Source organism: Pseudomonas sp. RT4P38, assembly GCF_054897765.1.
In genome coordinates, this window is the sequence record NZ_CM142703.1 from 2,568,987 (window position 1) to 2,587,022 (window position 18,036).

At 57.5% G+C, this 18,036-nt stretch carries 21 protein-coding genes and 1 tRNA gene; 17 read left to right on the forward strand and 5 right to left on the reverse strand.

Going from position 1 to position 18,036, the window contains the following annotated elements:
- Nucleotides 1-44: 44 nt before the first annotated feature.
- Genes ACYZT7_RS12000 through ACYZT7_RS12025 form a run of 6 tightly spaced genes read left to right on the forward strand, consistent with a single transcriptional unit; the run spans nucleotide 45 to nucleotide 6,043 of the window.
- Nucleotides 45-1,598: a sugar ABC transporter ATP-binding protein gene (locus tag ACYZT7_RS12000; protein WP_462041168.1), complete on the forward strand. Its 1,554-nt coding sequence runs from the start codon at nucleotides 45-47 to the stop codon at nucleotides 1,596-1,598.
- Nucleotides 1,595-2,572 (forward strand): ABC transporter permease, encoded by a 978-nt coding sequence (locus ACYZT7_RS12005; protein ID WP_462041169.1) that lies wholly within the window; start codon nucleotides 1,595-1,597, stop codon nucleotides 2,570-2,572. The genes ACYZT7_RS12000 and ACYZT7_RS12005 overlap by 4 nt, the downstream gene beginning before the upstream one ends.
- A 3-nt stretch (nucleotides 2,573-2,575) precedes the next feature.
- Nucleotides 2,576-3,595, forward strand: coding sequence for a LacI family DNA-binding transcriptional regulator (locus ACYZT7_RS12010; protein WP_462041170.1), 1,020 nt, complete (start codon nucleotides 2,576-2,578; stop codon nucleotides 3,593-3,595).
- Nucleotides 3,596-3,652: 57 nt separating this feature from the next.
- Nucleotides 3,653-4,570, forward strand: a complete 918-nt coding sequence (gene rbsK, locus ACYZT7_RS12015; protein ID WP_462041171.1) for a ribokinase — start codon at nucleotides 3,653-3,655, stop codon at nucleotides 4,568-4,570.
- Complete coding sequence (gene rbsD, locus ACYZT7_RS12020) at nucleotides 4,567-4,971, forward strand: D-ribose pyranase (RefSeq protein WP_462041172.1); 405 nt, start codon at nucleotides 4,567-4,569, stop codon at nucleotides 4,969-4,971. Before rbsK ends, rbsD begins: the two co-directional genes overlap by 4 nt.
- A gap of 43 nt (nucleotides 4,972-5,014) precedes the next feature.
- The gene (locus ACYZT7_RS12025; protein ID WP_462041173.1) at nucleotides 5,015-6,043 is read left to right on the forward strand and encodes a nucleoside hydrolase; all 1,029 of its coding nucleotides are present in this window, start codon (nucleotides 5,015-5,017) and stop codon (nucleotides 6,041-6,043) included.
- A gap of 32 nt (nucleotides 6,044-6,075) precedes the next feature.
- On the opposite strand, the gene ACYZT7_RS12030 is transcribed toward ACYZT7_RS12025, so the two are convergent.
- Nucleotides 6,076-6,288, reverse strand: coding sequence for a hypothetical protein (locus ACYZT7_RS12030; protein ID WP_033061806.1), 213 nt, complete (start codon nucleotides 6,286-6,288; stop codon nucleotides 6,076-6,078).
- A 132-nt stretch (nucleotides 6,289-6,420) separates the two neighbouring features.
- On the opposite strand from ACYZT7_RS12030, the gene ACYZT7_RS12035 reads away from it, so the two are divergent.
- Nucleotides 6,421-6,726, forward strand: coding sequence for a hypothetical protein (locus ACYZT7_RS12035; protein ID WP_461964683.1), 306 nt, complete (start codon nucleotides 6,421-6,423; stop codon nucleotides 6,724-6,726).
- A 161-nt stretch (nucleotides 6,727-6,887) separates the two neighbouring features.
- Nucleotides 6,888-7,208 carry an I78 family peptidase inhibitor gene (locus tag ACYZT7_RS12040; RefSeq protein ID WP_462041174.1) on the forward strand — a complete coding sequence of 107 codons (321 nt, stop codon included), beginning with the start codon at nucleotides 6,888-6,890 and terminating at the stop codon, nucleotides 7,206-7,208.
- Between the two features lie 71 nt (nucleotides 7,209-7,279).
- Here ACYZT7_RS12040 and ACYZT7_RS12045 read toward each other — a convergent pair whose 3' ends face one another.
- Complete coding sequence (locus ACYZT7_RS12045) at nucleotides 7,280-7,492, reverse strand: cold-shock protein (RefSeq protein ID WP_007905882.1); 213 nt, start codon at nucleotides 7,490-7,492, stop codon at nucleotides 7,280-7,282.
- Nucleotides 7,493-7,784: 292 nt separating this feature from the next.
- The gene (locus ACYZT7_RS12050) at nucleotides 7,785-8,087 is read right to left on the reverse strand and encodes a hypothetical protein (protein WP_462041175.1); all 303 of its coding nucleotides are present in this window, start codon (nucleotides 8,085-8,087) and stop codon (nucleotides 7,785-7,787) included.
- A 374-nt stretch (nucleotides 8,088-8,461) separates the two neighbouring features.
- On the opposite strand from ACYZT7_RS12050, the gene thrS reads away from it, so the two are divergent.
- The 9 genes from thrS to ACYZT7_RS12095 all read left to right on the forward strand — a co-directional run bounded on the left by thrS (nucleotide 8,462) and on the right by ACYZT7_RS12095 (nucleotide 15,917).
- Nucleotides 8,462-10,384: a threonine--tRNA ligase gene (gene thrS, locus ACYZT7_RS12055; protein ID WP_462041176.1), complete on the forward strand. Its 1,923-nt coding sequence runs from the start codon at nucleotides 8,462-8,464 to the stop codon at nucleotides 10,382-10,384.
- Nucleotides 10,384-10,935, forward strand: coding sequence for a translation initiation factor IF-3 (gene infC, locus ACYZT7_RS12060; protein ID WP_176469887.1), 552 nt, complete (start codon nucleotides 10,384-10,386; stop codon nucleotides 10,933-10,935). Before thrS ends, infC begins: the two co-directional genes overlap by 1 nt.
- Before the next feature lie 60 nt (nucleotides 10,936-10,995).
- Nucleotides 10,996-11,190 carry a 50S ribosomal protein L35 gene (rpmI, locus tag ACYZT7_RS12065; RefSeq protein WP_008145659.1) on the forward strand — a complete coding sequence of 65 codons (195 nt, stop codon included), beginning with the start codon at nucleotides 10,996-10,998 and terminating at the stop codon, nucleotides 11,188-11,190.
- A 27-nt stretch (nucleotides 11,191-11,217) separates the two neighbouring features.
- The gene (rplT, locus tag ACYZT7_RS12070; RefSeq protein ID WP_007905879.1) at nucleotides 11,218-11,574 is read left to right on the forward strand and encodes a 50S ribosomal protein L20; all 357 of its coding nucleotides are present in this window, start codon (nucleotides 11,218-11,220) and stop codon (nucleotides 11,572-11,574) included.
- 109 nt (nucleotides 11,575-11,683) lie between these two features.
- On the forward strand, nucleotides 11,684-12,700 hold the full coding sequence (pheS, locus tag ACYZT7_RS12075; protein WP_462041177.1) for a phenylalanine--tRNA ligase subunit alpha: 1,017 nt from the start codon (nucleotides 11,684-11,686) through the stop codon (nucleotides 12,698-12,700).
- A gap of 26 nt (nucleotides 12,701-12,726) precedes the next feature.
- A complete protein-coding gene (gene pheT / locus ACYZT7_RS12080; RefSeq protein ID WP_462041178.1) occupies nucleotides 12,727-15,108 on the forward strand; it encodes a phenylalanine--tRNA ligase subunit beta in 2,382 nt (793 codons plus the stop codon).
- Between the two features lie 3 nt (nucleotides 15,109-15,111).
- Nucleotides 15,112-15,414, forward strand: coding sequence for an integration host factor subunit alpha (gene ihfA, locus ACYZT7_RS12085; protein ID WP_002553164.1), 303 nt, complete (start codon nucleotides 15,112-15,114; stop codon nucleotides 15,412-15,414).
- Nucleotides 15,395-15,751 (forward strand): MerR family transcriptional regulator, encoded by a 357-nt coding sequence (locus tag ACYZT7_RS12090; protein ID WP_003179985.1) that lies wholly within the window; start codon nucleotides 15,395-15,397, stop codon nucleotides 15,749-15,751. Before ihfA ends, ACYZT7_RS12090 begins: the two co-directional genes overlap by 20 nt.
- Before the next feature lie 89 nt (nucleotides 15,752-15,840).
- Nucleotides 15,841-15,917, forward strand: a tRNA-Pro gene (locus tag ACYZT7_RS12095).
- Nucleotides 15,918-16,387: 470 nt separating this feature from the next.
- Here ACYZT7_RS12095 and ACYZT7_RS12100 read toward each other — a convergent pair.
- Nucleotides 16,388-16,864, reverse strand: coding sequence for a MarR family winged helix-turn-helix transcriptional regulator (locus ACYZT7_RS12100; protein ID WP_462041179.1), 477 nt, complete (start codon nucleotides 16,862-16,864; stop codon nucleotides 16,388-16,390).
- 304 nt (nucleotides 16,865-17,168) lie between these two features.
- Complete coding sequence (locus ACYZT7_RS12105; protein ID WP_462041180.1) at nucleotides 17,169-17,939, reverse strand: MFS transporter; 771 nt, start codon at nucleotides 17,937-17,939, stop codon at nucleotides 17,169-17,171.
- Nucleotides 17,940-18,036 lie beyond the last annotated feature (97 nt).

An 18,036-nucleotide genomic window follows, 5' to 3' on the forward strand; every position in this document is an offset into this window, starting at 1 on the left:
ACACAACGGTGCTCGCCCGTCCGGGCGAGCGCATGGAGAGTTTTATGTCAGTTTCCGCCCCGAACGCTGTCCTCTCGGTCAGCGGTATCGGTAAGACCTACGCCCAACCCGTCCTGACCGGCATCGACCTGACGCTGATGCGCGGTGAAGTGCTGGCGCTGACCGGCGAAAACGGCGCTGGCAAAAGTACCTTGTCGAAAATCATCGGCGGGTTGGTCACACCGACCACCGGCCAGATGCAATTCCAGGGTCAGGAATACCGCCCCGGCAGCCGCACGCAGGCCGAAGACCTGGGCATCCGCATGGTGATGCAAGAACTCAATCTGTTGCCGACCCTGTCGGTGGCTGAAAACCTGTTTCTCGATAACCTGCCCAGCAACGGCGGCTGGATCAGTCGCAAGCAATTGCGCAAGGCTGCGATCGAAGCCATGGCCCAGGTCGGCCTCGACGCGATTGACCCGGACACGCTGGTGGGCGAATTGGGCATTGGTCACCAGCAAATGGTGGAGATCGCCCGCAACCTGATCGGCGATTGCCACGTGCTGATCCTTGACGAACCGACTGCGATGTTGACGAATCGTGAAGTCGAGATGTTGTTCGAGCAAATCACTCGTCTGCAAGCTCGCGGCGTGTCGATCGTTTATATCTCGCACCGTCTCGAAGAACTGGCGCGGGTCGCCCAGCGTATTGCGGTACTGCGCGATGGCAACCTGGTTTGCGTCGAGCCGATGGCCAATTACAACAGCGAGCAACTGGTTACGCTGATGGTCGGTCGTGAACTCGGCGAACACATCGACATGGGCCCGCGCAAGATCGGTGCTCCAGCCTTGACGGTCAAAGGGCTGACCCGTTCCGACAAGGTTCGCGACGTATCCTTCGAAGTACGCGCTGGCGAGATCTACGGGATTTCCGGTTTGATCGGGGCGGGGCGCACCGAGTTGCTGCGGCTGATTTTCGGTGCTGACATCGCAGACAGCGGCACCGTTTCGCTCGGTTCGCCAGCGCAGGTTGTCAGTATCCGGTCACCGGCTGACGCGGTCGGTCATGGCATCGCCCTGATCACCGAAGACCGCAAGGGCGAAGGCCTGCTGCTGACTCAATCGATCAGCGCCAATATTGCCTTGGGTAATATGCCGGTGATTTCCAGCGGTGGATTCGTCAACAACGGTGACGAGATGGCCCTGGCCCAGCGTCAGATCGACGCCATGCGCATCCGCAGTTCCAGCCCAACACAACTGGTGTCGGAACTCTCCGGCGGCAACCAGCAGAAAGTCGTGATCGGCCGTTGGCTGGAGCGCGATTGTTCGGTGTTGCTGTTCGACGAGCCAACGCGTGGCATCGACGTCGGCGCCAAGTTTGACATCTATGCCTTGCTCGGCGAGCTGACCCGGCAAGGCAAAGCGCTGGTGGTGGTGTCCAGCGACCTGCGTGAACTGATGTTGATCTGCGACCGGATCGGCGTGCTCTCGGCGGGGCGTCTGATCGACACCTTTGAGCGCGATAGCTGGACCCAGGATGATTTGCTTGCCGCGGCGTTCGCTGGCTACCAAAAACGTGATGCGTTGCTCAATGAAGCAGCGCCTAGGGATCTCACATGAATACTGCAGTGTCTGCCGGCAAACGTAGTGGCAACTTTTACGGCCTCGGCACCTATCTGGGCCTGGCCGGTGCCTTGCTGGCAATGGTCGCGCTGTTCTCGGTTCTGAGCAGCCATTTCCTGTCATATGACACCTTCAGCACCCTGGCCAACCAGATTCCGGACTTGATGGTGCTGGCGGTCGGCATGACGTTCGTGTTGATCATTGGCGGCATCGACTTGTCGGTGGGTTCGGTGCTCGCGCTCGCGGCGTCAACGGTCAGCGTGGCCATTCTCGGTTGGGGCTGGAGCGTACTGCCTGCGGCGCTGCTCGGAATGGCGGCGGCGGCACTGGCCGGGACGATCACCGGGTCGATCACAGTGGCGTGGCGGATTCCGTCGTTCATCGTGTCCCTCGGCGTACTGGAAATGGCCCGCGGCGTGGCGTATCAGATGACCGGATCGCGCACGGCCTATATCGGTGACGCCTTTGCCTGGTTGTCCAACCCGATCGCCTTCGGCATCTCGCCGTCGTTCATCATTGCCTTGCTGATCATCTTCATTGCCCAGGCGGTGCTGACGCGTACCGTGTTCGGTCGTTACCTGATCGGCATTGGTACCAACGAAGAGGCGGTGCGTCTGGCGGGGATCAATCCAAGGCCCTATAAGATCCTGGTGTTCAGTCTGATGGGATTGCTGGCCGGTATCGCCGCGCTGTTTCAAATTTCGCGCCTGGAAGCGGCGGACCCGAATGCCGGTTCCGGACTGGAACTGCAAGTGATCGCCGCGGTGGTGATCGGCGGTACCAGCCTGATGGGCGGGCGCGGTTCCGTCATCAGCACTTTTTTCGGGGTTTTGATCATTTCCGTATTGGCGGCCGGTCTCGCGCAGATCGGCGCGACTGAGCCCACCAAACGCATCATCACCGGCGCGGTGATCGTGGTGGCGGTGGTGCTTGATACTTATCGCAGTCAGCGCGCAAGCCGGCGGACCTGAGTCATGGCAACAATCAAGGATGTGGCAGCGCTCGCGGGAATTTCCTACACCACGGTTTCCCACGTAGTGAACAAGACCCGGCCGGTCAGTGAAGCGGTACGGGTCAAGGTCGAGGCCGCGATCAAAACCCTCGACTACGTACCCAGTGCCGTGGCCCGGTCCCTCAAGGCCAAAACCACGGCGACCATCGGTTTGCTGGTGCCCAACAGCCTCAACCCGTACTTCGCCGAATTGGCGCGAGGCATTGAGGATTACTGCGAGCGTAACGGCTACTGCGTGATCCTCTGTAATTCCGACGACAACCCGGACAAGCAACGCAGCTACCTGCGCGTACTGCTGGAAAAACGCATCGACGGGCTGATCGTCGCTTCGGCCGGCGGTGATGCAGGGTTGGCAGAAGGCCTGGCAGGCGTGCGTACACCGATGGTGATCGTTGACCGTGGACTGGAAGGTGTAAATGCCGATCTGGTGCGCATCGATCACGAATACGGCGCCTATCTGGCGACCCGCCACCTTCTGGAGTTGGGGCATCGGGATATCGCCACCATTGGTGGACCGGCGAGTACCAGCGTGGCGCAGATGCGTTTGGCCGGTTATTGCCGTGCCCTGAAAGAAGCGGGTGTCGACGTACCACGCGAGCGCATGCTTGAAAGCGATTTCACCAGCACTGGCGGTTACAACGCCGCTGCGATCCTGTTGGAACAGAACCCACCGAGCGCGATCTTCGCCGGTAACGACATGATTGGCATCGGTGTGCTGCGAGCGGCGGCCGAGCGCAATATTCGTGTGCCGACGGAGCTGTCGGTGATCGGCTTCGACGATATTCAGATGAGTCGCTATGTGTACCCGGCGCTGACCACCGTGGGGCAGTCGATTCTGCAACTCGGTGAGATGGCAGCCGAAGTGCTTTTAAGAAGAATCGCCACACCGGATATGGCCACCGATCAACGGATCGTGACGCCCAGTATTGTCCTGCGGGAGTCGACTGCGCCGCTGGCCGGTGTGTTCGCCCAGTTCCGTTGAAATGGAAAGCCGCTAAATCAAACGCACCGCCGAAACAGAATTGATGAGTAGTGATGTATGCCAGCAAAAGTAGTTGTTATAGGCAGCCTGAACATGGACCTGGTCACCCGTGCGCCACGGCTGCCCCGTGGCGGTGAGACGCTGATCGGCGAGTCGTTTGCCACGGTTTCCGGTGGCAAGGGCGCGAATCAGGCGGTTGCCGCGGCGAGGTTGGGAGCGCAGGTGTCGATGGTCGGTTGCGTGGGCAGCGATGCCTACGGCGAAGAACTGCGCGGGGCGCTGTTGGCCGAGCAGATCGATTGCCAGGCGGTCAGCACTGTCGACGATTCCAGCGGCGTAGCGTTGATCGTGGTCGATGACAACAGCCAGAACGCAATCGTGATCGTTGCCGGTGCCAATGGCGCGCTGACGCCCGCGGTGATCGACCGTTTCGATGCAGTATTGCAGGCCGCGGACGTGATCATCTGTCAGCTGGAAGTGCCGGATGCCACAGTCGGTCATGCGCTCAAGCGCGGCCGTGAATTGGGTAAGACCGTGATTCTCAATCCGGCACCGGCCAGCCGCCCGCTGCCGGCGGACTGGTACGCGTCCATCGATTACCTGATTCCCAACGAAAGCGAGGCCTCGGCCCTGAGTGGTTTGTCAGTGGATTCTCTGGCATCTGCTGAAATCGCTGCGAACCGGTTGATCGCCATGGGCGTCGGCAAGGTCATCATCACCCTGGGTGCTCAGGGTTCGCTGTTTGCTGACGGCAAAAGCTTCGAGCATTTCCCTGCGCCGAAGGTGAAAGCTGTCGATACCACGGCGGCTGGCGACACTTTCGTCGGTGGCTTCGCCGCGGCACTGGCGGCCGGCAAAAGCGAAGTCGAAGCGATCCGTTTCGGTCAGGTCGCCGCAGCGTTGTCGGTGACCCGTGCTGGCGCGCAACCCTCGATCCCCACCTTGTCCGACGTACAGGCCTTTAAAGCACCATGAAAAAGACACCTTTGCTCAATGTCGCACTGTCGCGGCTGATCGCATCCCTGGGCCATGGCGACAGGGTGGTGATCGGCGACGCCGGTCTGCCGGTGCCGCCAGGCGTTGAACTGATCGACCTGGCCTTGACCCATGGCATCCCGGATTTCGTCAGCACGTTGAAGGTTGTACTCAGCGAAATGCAGGTCGAGAGCCATGTGCTGGCTCTGGAGATCCTGGACAAGAAACCTTCGGCGTTGGCGACGCTCGATGAGCTGAATGCTGACGGTGCGCTAGGTCAGCGTGAGCTGCTCAGTCATGACCAATTCAAAGTCCTCAGTCGGCAGGCGCGGGCGATTGTCCGTACAGGCGAATGTCAGCCGTATTGCAACATCGTGCTGGTGGCGGGGGTCACGTTCTAACTCGCTGTTGTCTTTCTGCTGTCCCACGCACAAGGAGTGCGCTATGCACCGCTATGCTCAGAAACTGCACCACCTGCTCCGGAGTCTGCTGCTTTTGTCCCTGATTACCGCAACAAGCGCCCAGGCGGCGGAAAAAATCGACTTGATCATCGACACCGATCCGGGTGCCGACGACGTGGTCGCCTTGCTGTTTGCCCTGGCGTCGCCGGAAGAGCTGAGCATTCGTGCGCTGACCACCGTCGCCGGCAATGTGCGTCTGGACAAGACTTCGCGTAATGCGCGGCTGGCCCGCGAGTGGGCGGGGCGCGAGGAGGTGCCGGTCTACGCGGGCGCACCGAAGCCGCTGATGCGTACGCCGATTTATGCCGAGAACATCCACGGCAAGGAAGGCCTGTCGGGCGTCACCGTACATGAGCCAAAGAAAGGCCTGGCCGAAGGCAGTGCGGTCAATTACCTGATCGATACCTTGAAAGCCGCCAAGCCCCATAGCATCACCATTGCCATGCTGGGTCCGCAGACCAATCTGGCCCTGGCGCTGATCCAGGAGCCTGAAATCGTTCAGGGCATCAAGGAAGTGGTGATCATGGGCGGTGCGCACTTCAATGGTGGCAACATCACTCCGGTGGCCGAGTTCAACCTGTTCGCTGACCCGCAGGCTGCGGAAGTGGTGCTGAAAAGTGGCGTGAAGCTGACTTATCTGCCGCTGGACGTGACCCACAAGATCCTCACCAGCGAAGCGCGCCTGAAGCAGATCGCGGCAATCAACAACAATGCCAGCAAGTTGGTAGGCGATATTCTCAACGAATACGTCAAAGGCGACATGGAGCACTACGGTATTCCGGGTGGTCCGGTGCATGACGCAACCGTCGTCGCCTACCTGCTCAAGCCTGAGCTATTCAGTGGTCGTTCGGTCAATGTGGTCGTTGATAGCCGCGAAGGCGCGACGTTCGGCCAAACCATCGTCGACTGGTATGACGGCCTTAAAGCGCCGAAGAATGCCTTCTGGGTTGAAAGTGGTGACGCCCAGGGCTTCTTTGACCTGCTGACCGAGCGTTTGGCGCGTCTGAAGTAAGTTTCACGCCCGCAGGTGCCAGGCTGCGGGTTTCACTCCCTTTCGTTGTATTCAGCACCTTTGTAGTCGGCCGGGTACTTCTCGAACACCTGCGCTATGAAGGATTGCGCCGCTTCAGTCCCCAGCTCCTTGACCAATAGATCGATGCCAATGATTGCCAACTCTTCCGGGCTGCCCGGGCTGTAAGAGCTGTGGCCCTGTGGCCACTTGGCTTTGATGTCGGCGTCGATGCTTACGGTGGTCATGATGGCGCTCGTGAAGTCGGGAAAGTCTAAGTATTGAGTTAACCATTTTGCGCGGCTTTTGACACTCCGACTTAGGCATGAGGGGAGGGCTATGCGACACTTGGTCTTTGACGAATTTTCAAGGACTGTGCTGTGCAGATCGATTTGAACGCTCCTGACGGCTTGACCCTTGAGGCCGTGCGTCAGCTGCTGGCCTCCGCCAGCGACGATGAGCACACTCAATTGCGGGTGACCAAGGGCGGCATCGCCTACATTTCGTCAGGCGTTGTGGGCGGCACTGATATCAGCGGGCTGCTATTTCGTCTGGAGACGTGGGCCAAGGGTTCCGGTTATGTAGGATTGGTCGCGGCCAGCGACGAAGTCTGGGTCATGCAGATTTTCAATGCGCTCAAGGAAAATTGGCCGAATCCACCCTTCGACTACATTGATGTCTATTGAGCGCTGTTCATATTCAGTCACGATTGCGAGATGAACGGCAGGGAATGCTCAGGCAAACTCGCCGCTTTTCCGGATCGGGGCAGGGTGCTAGTACCCCTGTGAAACCAAACGCCAGATTGGCGGTCGCACGATCTCAGCTTAACTATTGAAAAGGAGGCTTCATGCCTTGGAAGCTCGCGTCATTGGGTACTTTGTTGGCCGTTGCCATGCTGGCCGGTTGTAGCACTACCTCCACCGAGTCGGCTACAGACTCTGTGGCGACGACTGACACTGGCCACAGCCGTTGTGAGGCAAAGGCTGCCGAATTCACCATAGGCAAAAAGGCTTCGCCCGAATTGCTGGAGCAGGCGCGTACCCGCGCAGGCGCACAAAATGCACGGTTCCTCTTGCCTTCCGACATGGTGACCCTGGAGTACCGCTCAGATCGCCTGAACCTGAACACCGATGCCAGTCGGGTCGTCACCCGCGTCAACTGCGGCTGATCACTCAGGCTTTTGTTCCGCCCATAAAAAACCCCGTCACATGGACGGGGTTTTTTTAGTGCGGCTGAAAATTACTCAGCGCGGACTTGTGCAGCTTGCATACCCTTTTGGCCTTTCTCAGCCACGAAGGAAACGGTTTGGCCTTCTTTCAGGCTTTTGAAACCGTCGCTTTCGATAGCTTTGAAGTGTACGAACAGGTCGTCACCGCCACCTTGAGGAGTGATGAAGCCGAAGCCTTTTTCATCGTTGAACCATTTAACGGTGCCGGTTTGGCGATTAGACATGGTGTATCTCCAAGAAACATATATTTTCAGTAGTGCTGTGCTGCTCAGGCCAACTGGGCACACCGGGGTATCATAGTCGAAATGTTCGCTTTGGGAGCCCCCCGGACGTGCTGTTTGCCCTGCAGTCGCGTTCTCTTTGCTGCTTTGTTTGGCTGCAAGCCCCGTTTTAAAAGGCTTTCAGCCAAAAGTAAAGACAATAAAAAAACCTGTAAAACCTGAATAAATTGTACAAAAAAGCAGTTTTCAGAGGCTTTTTGCTGTCGTTGCAGGCTCAAAAAGCGCTCGGTCGGGCTTATTTTTTCGCCTTGTTATCGGCTTTGCAGGACGAGATTTGGGTGAGTGCTTTTTGTTTCAGGGCATCACTGGCGGTGTTGTCCATCAGGGACTGGATGTCTTTGGCAGGGTACGATTTGATGGCATCGGCGCCGCAAGCGCAGTGAGCCTTAGCTGCTGCAGCACCGATCTGCGGAGTGGCCGCTTCTGTGCACTGAGCCATGTATTTCTCGCGCTCGCCTTTTGGCCAATCGGCATGGGCGGCCAGTGGCAGCAGCAGAACGATTGGGGCGATTACTGCGAACAAACGATTCAGACGCATGCTGGGATGCTCCTTGTGGGTCAATGTCTTGTTATCTGAGCGGTAAAGCGGGGTTCAAGTTCAGCACTCTGGCATAAAATTGCCCGATTTGCCCCGGTACAAATCCTCGTTGCATCGACGACCGTTCATCTGTGCTAGCATGCCTCGCTCGGGCGTTTGCAGGCTCCGGATGACCTTCAGTCCCGGTAGCGGCAAATGTGCGAATAACCCTGATTTGAATCCCAGTCACTCTGGTTCGGTTTTCCGGTTGGCCGCAAGGCTCCTGCCGCTGTAAGGCAGGCGTTCGTCATTGAATGGCCTGGATCGGATCTTGTACTGGCTCATCCCAACCCACGTGACCTTTGGTAGGGGTCACCACTAGGAGAGGAGGCGCCATGCCAACTATTACTCTTCCCGACGGCAGTCAACGTTCATTCGATCACCCGGTTTCCGTAGCCGAGGTCGCCGCATCCATTGGTGCAGGTCTGGCCAAAGCCACCGTGGCCGGCAAGGTCGATGGCAAGCTGGTCGACGCCAGCGACATCATCGGCAGCGATTCCACGCTGCAAATCATTACGCCAAAGGATGAAGAGGGGCTGGAGATCATTCGCCACTCTTGCGCCCACCTGGTTGGCCATGCGGTCAAGCAGCTGTACCCGACCGCCAAAATGGTTATCGGTCCGGTCATCGACGAAGGCTTCTATTACGACATCGCCTTCGAACGTCCTTTCACTCCGGACGACTTGGCCGCGATCGAACAGCGCATGCAGCAGCTGATCGAAAAAGATTACGACGTCATCAAGAAAGTCACTCCGCGTGCCGAAGTGATCGAAGTGTTCAAGGCCCGCGGCGAAGACTACAAGCTGCGCCTGGTCGAAGACATGCCGAACGAGCAGGCCATGGGCCTGTACTATCACGAAGAATACGTCGACATGTGCCGCGGTCCGCACGTGCCGAACACGCGCTTCCTGAAATCCTTCAAGCTGACCAAATTGTCCGGCGCCTACTGGCGTGGCGATGCCAAGAACGAGCAATTGCAGCGCGTTTATGGCACCGCATGGGCCGACAAAAAGCAGTTGGCGGCTTACATCCAGCGCATCGAAGAAGCTGAAAAGCGCGACCACCGCAAGATCGGCAAGCGTCTGGGCCTGTTCCATACCCAGGAAGAGTCGCCAGGCATGGTGTTCTGGCACCCCAACGGCTGGACGCTGTATCAAGTGCTTGAGCAGTACATGCGCAAGGTTCAGCGCGACAACGGCTATCTGGAGATCAAGACTCCGCAGGTCGTTGACCGCAGCCTCTGGGAGAAATCCGGGCACTGGGCCAACTACGCTGACAACATGTTCACCACTCAGTCGGAAAACCGCGACTACGCCATCAAGCCGATGAACTGCCCTTGCCACGTGCAAGTGTTCAATCAGGGCCTGAAAAGCTATCGTGAGTTGCCGATGCGTTTGGCCGAATTCGGTGCCTGCCACCGCAATGAGCCATCGGGTGCGCTGCACGGCATCATGCGTGTGCGTGCGTTCACTCAGGACGATGCCCACATCTTCTGCACCGAAGAGCAGATGCAGGCCGAATCCGCAGCATTCATCAAGCTGACCATGGACGTCTACGCCGACTTCGGCTTCAAAGAAGTCGAAATGAAGCTGTCCACTCGTCCGGAAAAACGCGTCGGTTCCGACGAACTGTGGGATCGCGCCGAAGCTGCATTGGCTGCAGCCCTTGATAGCGCTGGCCTGCCATACGATCTGCAGCCGGGCGAGGGTGCTTTCTACGGTCCGAAGATCGAGTTCTCGCTGAAAGATTGCCTCGGCCGCGTCTGGCAGTGTGGTACCCTGCAGCTCGATTTTAACCTGCCTGTCCGTCTGGGAGCCGAATACGTCTCCGAAGACAACAGTCGCAAGCACCCGGTGATGTTGCACCGGGCGATCCTCGGCTCCTTCGAACGTTTCGTCGGAATCCTGATCGAGCACTACGAGGGTGCATTCCCCGCGTGGCTGGCTCCGACCCAGGCAGTGATCATGAACATCACAGATAAACAGGCCGATTTTGCTGCTGAGGTTGAAAAAACTCTCAATGAAAGCGGTTTTCGTGCCAAGTCTGACTTGAGAAATGAAAAGATCGGCTTTAAAATCCGCGAGCATACTTTGCTCAAGGTTCCTTATCTCTTGGTTATTGGAGATCGGGAAGTCGAGATGCAGACTGTCGCTGTGCGTACTCGTGAAGGTGCTGACCTGGGCTCGATGCCCGTCGCCCAGTTCGCTGAGTTTCTCGCGCAAGCGGTTTCCCGGCGTGGTCGCCCAGATTCGGAGTAATTACTATTAAGCGTGAAATGAGACAAGATAAACGAGCTGCACCGAAAGCCCCGATCAACGAGAATATCTCGGCACGCGAGGTTCGGTTAATTGGGGCTGAAGGTGAACAGCTTGGGATTGTGTCAATTGAAGACGCGCTTCTTAAGGCTGAAGAGGCCAAACTGGATTTGGTGGAAATTTCCGCCGATGCAGTACCCCCTGTTTGCAAACTGATGGACTACGGCAAATCGATCTTCGAGAAGAAGAAGCAGGTTGCCGCGGCCAAGAAAAACCAGAAGCAGATTCAGGTTAAAGAAATCAAGTTTCGTCCAGGGACGGAGGAAGGGGATTACCAGGTAAAACTGCGCAACCTGGTACGTTTCCTGAGTGATGGGGACAGGGCCAAGGTATCCTTGCGATTCCGCGGCCGTGAGATGGCCCACCAGGAGCTGGGGATGGAACTCCTCAAGCGAGTTGAAGGTGACTTGCTCGAGTACGGTTCGGTCGAACAGCATCCTAAGATGGAAGGACGCCAGCTGATCATGGTCATCGCCCCGAAAAAGAAGAAATAATCAATAGGGCACGGCAGGCCTTCTGATTATGTTTATCAACTGAATGCGGAGTATCCGAACATGCCAAAAATGAAAACTAAAAGTGGTGCTGCTAAGCGGTTTCTGAAAACTGCTAACGGTATCAAGCACAAGCACGCTTTCAAGAGCCACATCCTGACTAAAATGTCGACCAAGCGTAAGCGTCAACTGCGCGGTAGCAGCTTGCTGGCACCGTGTGACGTGGCAAAAGTCGAGCGCATGCTGCGCCTTCGTTAATTTAGTCAAGAATAGAGGAAGTAACTCATGGCTCGTGTAAAGCGTGGCGTCATTGCCCGTAAACGTCACAAAAAAATTCTGAAACTTGCTAAAGGCTACTACGGCGCTCGCTCGCGCGTATTCCGTGTTGCCAAGCAAGCGGTAATCAAGGCAGGCCAATACGCCTACCGTGACCGTCGTCAGAAAAAACGTCAGTTCCGCGCTCTGTGGATCGCTCGTATCAACGCTGGTGCACGTATCAACGGTCTGTCCTACAGCCGTTTCATCGCCGGCCTGAAAAAAGCGTCCATCGAGATCGACCGTAAGGTTCTGGCTGATCTGGCAGTGAACGAAAAAGCGGCGTTTGCTGCGATTGTCGAGAAAGCTAAAGCCACCTTGGCTTAAGTACCCCCGACAGTCACCCGGCCTCACCTCTGTGGGGCCAGGTGTTAAACGTCATAAATAGGGGAAGAGCCTTCAAGCTCTTCCCCTATTTTGTATCTGGAGTCTGTACATGGAAAACCTGGATGCGCTCGTCTCTCAAGCACTAGAGGCTGTGCAAAGCGCTGAAGATATCAATGCCCTGGAGCAAATCCGGGTTCACTACCTTGGCAAAAAGGGCGAATTGACTCAGGTGATGAAGACCCTGGGGAATTTGCCGGCAGAAGAGCGTCCGCAAGTCGGTGCTTTGATCAACGTTGCCAAGGAGCGTGTCACAGAGGTTCTTAATGCGCGCAAGGCATTGTTTGAAGAAGCTGATCTAGCCTCCAAACTCTCCGCCGAGTCCATTGACGTGACCCTGCCTGGCCGTGGCCAGACCTCGGGTGGTCTGCATCCGGTTACCCGCACTCTGGAACGTATCGAACAGTTCTTCACCCACATCGGCTACGGCATCGCCGAAGGCCCTGAGGTCGAAGACGACTACCACAACTTCGAAGCGCTCAACATCCCAGGCCATCACCCGGCCCGGTCGATGCACGATACCTTCTATTTCAATGCCAACATGTTGTTGCGCACCCATACCTCGCCGGTACAGGTCCGCACCATGGAGTCGAAACAGCCGCCGATCCGCATCGTCTGCCCGGGCCGTGTGTACCGTAGCGATTCCGATATCACCCACTCGCCGATGTTCCACCAGGTCGAAGGCCTGCTGGTCGATCGCGACATCAACTTCGCCGACCTGAAAGGCACCATCGAAGAGTTCCTGCGCGTGTTCTTCGAAAAAGAACTGGCCGTACGATTCCGACCTTCCTACTTCCCGTTCACCGAGCCATCCGCTGAAGTCGACATGGAATGCGTGATGTGCAGCGGTAAAGGCTGCCGTGTCTGCAAGCAGACGGGCTGGCTGGAAGTGATGGGTTGCGGCATGGTTCACCCGAACGTGCTGCGCATGTCCGGGATCGACCCGGAAGAGTTTTCGGGCTTTGCCTTCGGCATGGGCGTCGAGCGTCTGGCCATGCTGCGTTACGGCGTGAACGACTTGCGTCTGTTCTTCGACAACGACTTGCGGTTCCTTGCGCAATTTCGCTAGTCGTAACGAATTCTTAGGAGAGCAGGATGAAATTCAGTGAACAATGGCTGCGTGGCTGGGTAAGCCCGCAGGTAAGTCGCGACGAGCTGGTTGCTCGTCTGTCGATGGCCGGTCTTGAGGTCGATAGCGTTACGCTCGCCGCCGGTGAGTTCAATGGCGTGGTCGTGGGCGAGGTGCTGAGCACCGAGCAGCACCCGGACGCCGACAAGCTGCGCGTTTGCCAGGTCAGCAATGGCTCGGAGACCTTCCAGGTAGTATGCGGTGCACCAAACGTGCGCCCGGGCCTGAAGATCCCGTTCGCCATGATCGGTGCCGAACTGCCGGGCGACTTCAAAATCAAGAAAGCCAAGCTGCGCGGCGTTGAGTCCAACGGCATGCTTTGCTCTCAGGCCGAGCTGCAAGTGGGCGAAGGCAATGACGGCCTGATGGAATTGCCGGCCGACGCGCCGGTGGGTCAGGACATTCGTGAGTACCTGAGCCTGGACGACGCCAGCATCGAGGTCGACCTGACCCCGAACCGCGGCGACTGCCTGTCCCTCGCCGGTCTGGCTCGTGAAGTGGGCGCGCTGTATGCCGCCGAAGTCACCCGTCCGGTCGTTGCTACCGTTCCAGCTGTGCACGACGAAGTGCGCTCGGTTGAAGTGCTGGCGCCCGCCGCTTGCCCGCGTTACCTCGGTCGCGTGATCCGTAACGTCGACCTGTCCAAGCCGACACCGTTGTGGATGGTCGAGCGCTTGCGTCGTGGCGACGTGCGCAGCATCGACGCTGCCGTCGACATCACCAACTACGTGATGCTGGAACTGGGTCAACCGCTGCACGCGTTCGATCTCGCCGAAATTAATGGCGGCATCCGCGTGCGTATGGCCGAAGAGGGTGAGAAGCTGGTGCTGCTCGACGGTCAGGAAGTCAGCCTGCGTAGCGATACGCTGGTGATCGCCGACCACACCCGCGCCTTGGCTATCGCCGGCGTCATGGGCGGTGAGCACAGCGGTGTCAACACCGCGACCACTCGCGATATTTTCCTGGAAAGCGCGTTTTTCGATCAGATTGCTGTCGCTGGCAAGGCCCGTTCCTATGGCCTGCACACCGACGCCTCGCACCGCTACGAGCGTGGCGTGGACTGGCAGTTGGCCCGTGAAGCGATGGAGCGCGCCACCGGCCTGCTGCTGGAAATCACTGGCGGCGAAGCTGGCCCGATTATCGAAACCGTCAGCGAGCAGCATCTGCCGTCGGTTGCGCCGGTTACTTTGCGTGCGCAACGCATCACTCAGATGCTGGGTATGGAAATGGATTCGGCTGAAGTCGAGCGTCTGCTCGGTGGCTTGGGTCTGAAGATTTCTGCCGATGGGGCAGGGCAGTGGCGCGTTGAAGTGCCAAGCCATCGCTTCGACATCAGCCTGGAAGTTGATCTGATCGAAGAGCTGGCCCGTCTGTACGGTTACAACCGTCTACCGGTTCGCTACCCGCAAGCTCGTCTGGCGCCGCGAGCCAAAGCGGAAGCGCGTAGCGATCTGCCAGAGCTGCGCCGTCTGCTGGTAGCCCGTGGCTATCAGGAAGCGATCACCTACAGCTTCATCGATCCGAAACAGTTTGAGCTGTTTAATCCAGGTGTCGAACCGCTGTTGCTGGCCAACCCGATTTCGAACGACATGGCCGCCATGCGTTCGTCTCTGTGGCCGGGCTTGGTCAAGGCGCTTCAGCACAACCTGAACCGTCAACAGGATCGCGTCCGTCTGTTCGAAAGCGGCCTGCGTTTCGTCGGTCAGCTGGAAGGCCTGAAGCAAGAGCCAATGCTGGCGGGTGTTGTTTGCGGTAGCCGTCTGCCGGAAGGCTGGGCACAAGGTCGCGATGTCGTGGACTTCTTCGACGTCAAGGCCGACGTGGAAGCGGTGTTGGGCTTCGCCGGTGCACTGGATTCGTTCTCTTTCGTACCGGGCAAACACCCGGCGCTGCATCCTGGTCAAACCGCACGCATCGAGCGTGAAGGTCGTCTGGTCGGTTACGTCGGTGCCATCCACCCTGAATTGTCGAAAACCCTCGGTCTCGACCGCCCGGTCTTCGTTTTCGAGCTGGTTTTGGCTGAAGTGGCATTGGGTAAAATGCCTAAATTCCAGGAGTTGTCGCGTTTTCCTGAGGTGCGTCGTGACCTTGCGCTGCTGGCTGACAAAGACGTCGCAGCCAGTGCCGTACTGGACGTAATCCGTGAAAATGCAGGCGAATGGCTGACAGACCTCAGGCTATTTGACGTATATCAGGGTAAAGGCATTGATCCTGATAGAAAAAGCCTTGCGGTCGGCTTGACCTGGCAGCATCCATCGCGCACTCTTAATGACGATGAGGTGAATACCACGACGCAAAACATCCTCACCTCGCTCGAACAAAGGTTGAACGCCACGTTAAGGAAGTGACGTATGGGGGCTCTGACGAAAGCTGAGATGGCGGAACGTCTGTATGAAGAGCTGGGCCTGAATAAACGGGAAGCCAAGGAATTGGTCGAACTGTTTTTTGAAGAAATCAGGCACGCTCTTGAAGACAACGAACAAGTCAAATTGTCCGGTTTCGGCAATTTCGACCTTCGGGACAAACGCCAGCGGCCTGGCCGCAATCCGAAAACGGGTGAAGAAATCCCGATCACGGCTCGCCGTGTGGTCACCTTTCGTCCAGGGCAGAAGTTGAAGGCCCGAGTTGAGGCTTATGCTGGAACCAAGTCATAACGACGAGCTACCCGTCATCCCAGGCAAACGCTACTTCACCATTGGTGAAGTCAGCGAGCTGTGTGCGGTAAAACCGCACGTGCTGCGCTACTGGGAGCAGGAGTTTCCTCAACTCAACCCCGTCAAACGCCGCGGAAACCGCCGGTACTATCAGCGACAAGATGTGCTGATGATCCGGCAGATCCGCGCGCTTCTTTATGATCAGGGGTTCACCATCGGTGGTGCACGTTTGCGCTTGTCCGGCGATGAAGCTAAAGACGATACCACTCAATACAAGCAGATGATTCGACAGATGATTGCCGAATTGGAAGATGTGCTGGTGGTGCTCAAGAAATAAATTCATGCGTTTGAATACTTCCAGTTTTCAAACGCTTGCGATATATTCTTGAGCGTTCTTCGAGATGAGGAACGAGATTCACGCCTAGTCGGGGCGTAGCGCAGTCCGGTAGCGCACTAGCATGGGGTGCTAGGGGTCGAGTGTTCGAATCACTCCGTCCCGACCATATAAGTCAAGGGGTTGCGAGATTTTATCCCGCAACCCCTTTTTATTTTAAGTGGTTTTTACCCCCACAAAACCATTGGCTCTGGGTGGACACCTCAGCTGATTCCAAGGTTGGTGTTTGTTCCGGGCAGGGCTTTTGTCCGGCTTGATAAGTGAGCTGGATCGACGATTTCGACCACGCTAATGCAGCACGATCCAGCGGTAAGAGCCTCCTCAGAAGCGATGCTCATCGCTGTCCCGTTGCGTGGACACTTCCGTGGGCAGTGAGGCGTGGCGCAGGGCCAATGCTCAAGTCCTTCAGCGGGCCCTACTGGACCACGTAGCTCACGGTCAGGTTACGTTCCACTCACTTTTCGCTCTGCAATCCACGCACTGCGCGATTGCTTGTAAAGGGATCAGCTATCGGTGGTGAATGCTGTGCCTGTAAAAAAGCAGAAATCCGATTCAGCCCACAGCGTTGGTCGTTGCGGGTCAGTCTTCCGGCAGGTTATTGAATATTTTTTCCAGTGTTCCGTTCAGTTTGGTGATCTGGGCTTCAGTCAGGCCTTTGAAACTGGTGCGGAAGATATCGCTGGTGCCGTGCTGGATCTCTTCGATGGTATGGCGGCCGCTATCGGTGAGCGAGACCTGAGTCACCCGCCCGTCACTGGCGCTGGTATTGGTCTCCACCAGCCCGTCGGCTTTCATGCGATACACGATTTTGGTAATGGTCGAGAGCTTCGCGATGGCATGGATGGAGATTTCCGAAATGCTCGACTCGCCATTTTCCTTGAGGATGAACAGAATCCGCCAGCGCGGGATGTCCATATCGATTTTTTTCAGCGCTTTCTCCATGGCCATGGAGTAGCGGCCATGCAGGCGAGCCAGCCAGTAGAAGGGAAACTCTTCCTTCTTGAAGTCTTCGCTGGCGGGGTTGTATCGGCTCAGGCGCTTTTTCGGGGTGGTCATAAAGGTTGGCGTAGTCTTTCAGGTGAGCGGGTTTGATAGCGGGCGCCATTGTCGCGCCGCCCGCAGTAAAAAACCAGCAGACACGCCGCAGCGTGCCTCAGGTATGGCCGTCAGGCCAGGCCTTCGTGCTTGAGACTCTCACGGAAGTGTCGGCAACCATTGATCAGCAAGAACAGGGTGAGTGCGACTGCGAAGGCGTTCAGCAGGGAAATCGACGAGCCGACCATGGCCGGGTTGTGGAATAGCCGGTCGGTGAGCAGCGCGACCAGCGTGGTACCAAGACCCAGGCCGATCAGATTGGAAATCAGCAGGAACAGCGCGCTGATTTGGCGGCAGGATCTGCATGGCCGCGGTTGACGCCGGCATTGAACGCCTGTTTCATCCTGGGCGCGTGGACCTTGCCCGCGGCGTCCAGTTTCAAGCCCTTGCGGGCCGGGTCGCGAACGGTCAGGGCAATCAGCAGGACAACCAGCACACCCGGCAGTCCCACCAGAAAAAACGTCACCTGCCACGGTCGCATTTCGCCTAGTAGCGGTACGGCGACACTGTCGAGGTTCTTCAGCAGGTCGATGACATAGCCGCCAATCAGAAAAGCCACGCCGCCGCCGATGAACGAGCCGATCGAATAGATCGCCACCGCGCGCCCGAGTTTTTCCCGGGGGAACATATCGCTCAGCATCGAGTAGGTGGCCGGCGACAGCGCTGCTTCGCCAATTCCCACACCAATACGCGCCATGAACATCTGCAGGAAGTTTTTGCTCACCCCGCACAGGGCCGTCGCCAGGCTCCAGAACGCGATGCCGATGGCGATGGCGATGGCGATGATTTTCGGTCGGGAAAATTTGTCCGCCAGTAGGGCGATGGGCAAGGCATAGAACAGGAAAAAAGCCAGGCCGTGCAGCAGGCTGAACTGCGTGTCGGATAACTGCATGTCGTGTTTGATCGGTTCGATCATCAACGCCAGGATTTGACGATCGATGAACGAAAAAATATAGGCCAGCATGCAAACGGCAACGGCATACCATTCGTAGGCATAGCTTTTGCGGGTGACCTCGGTCGGTGTTTTGCTGGTCATGCTGTTTGGCCCCTTCAGGGTTGGCAATCAGTCAGTCGGCGGCAGCGGTTCGCAGTTGGGTGTATCGGTGACGCCATCGTTACCCGGGCGCCTTGCT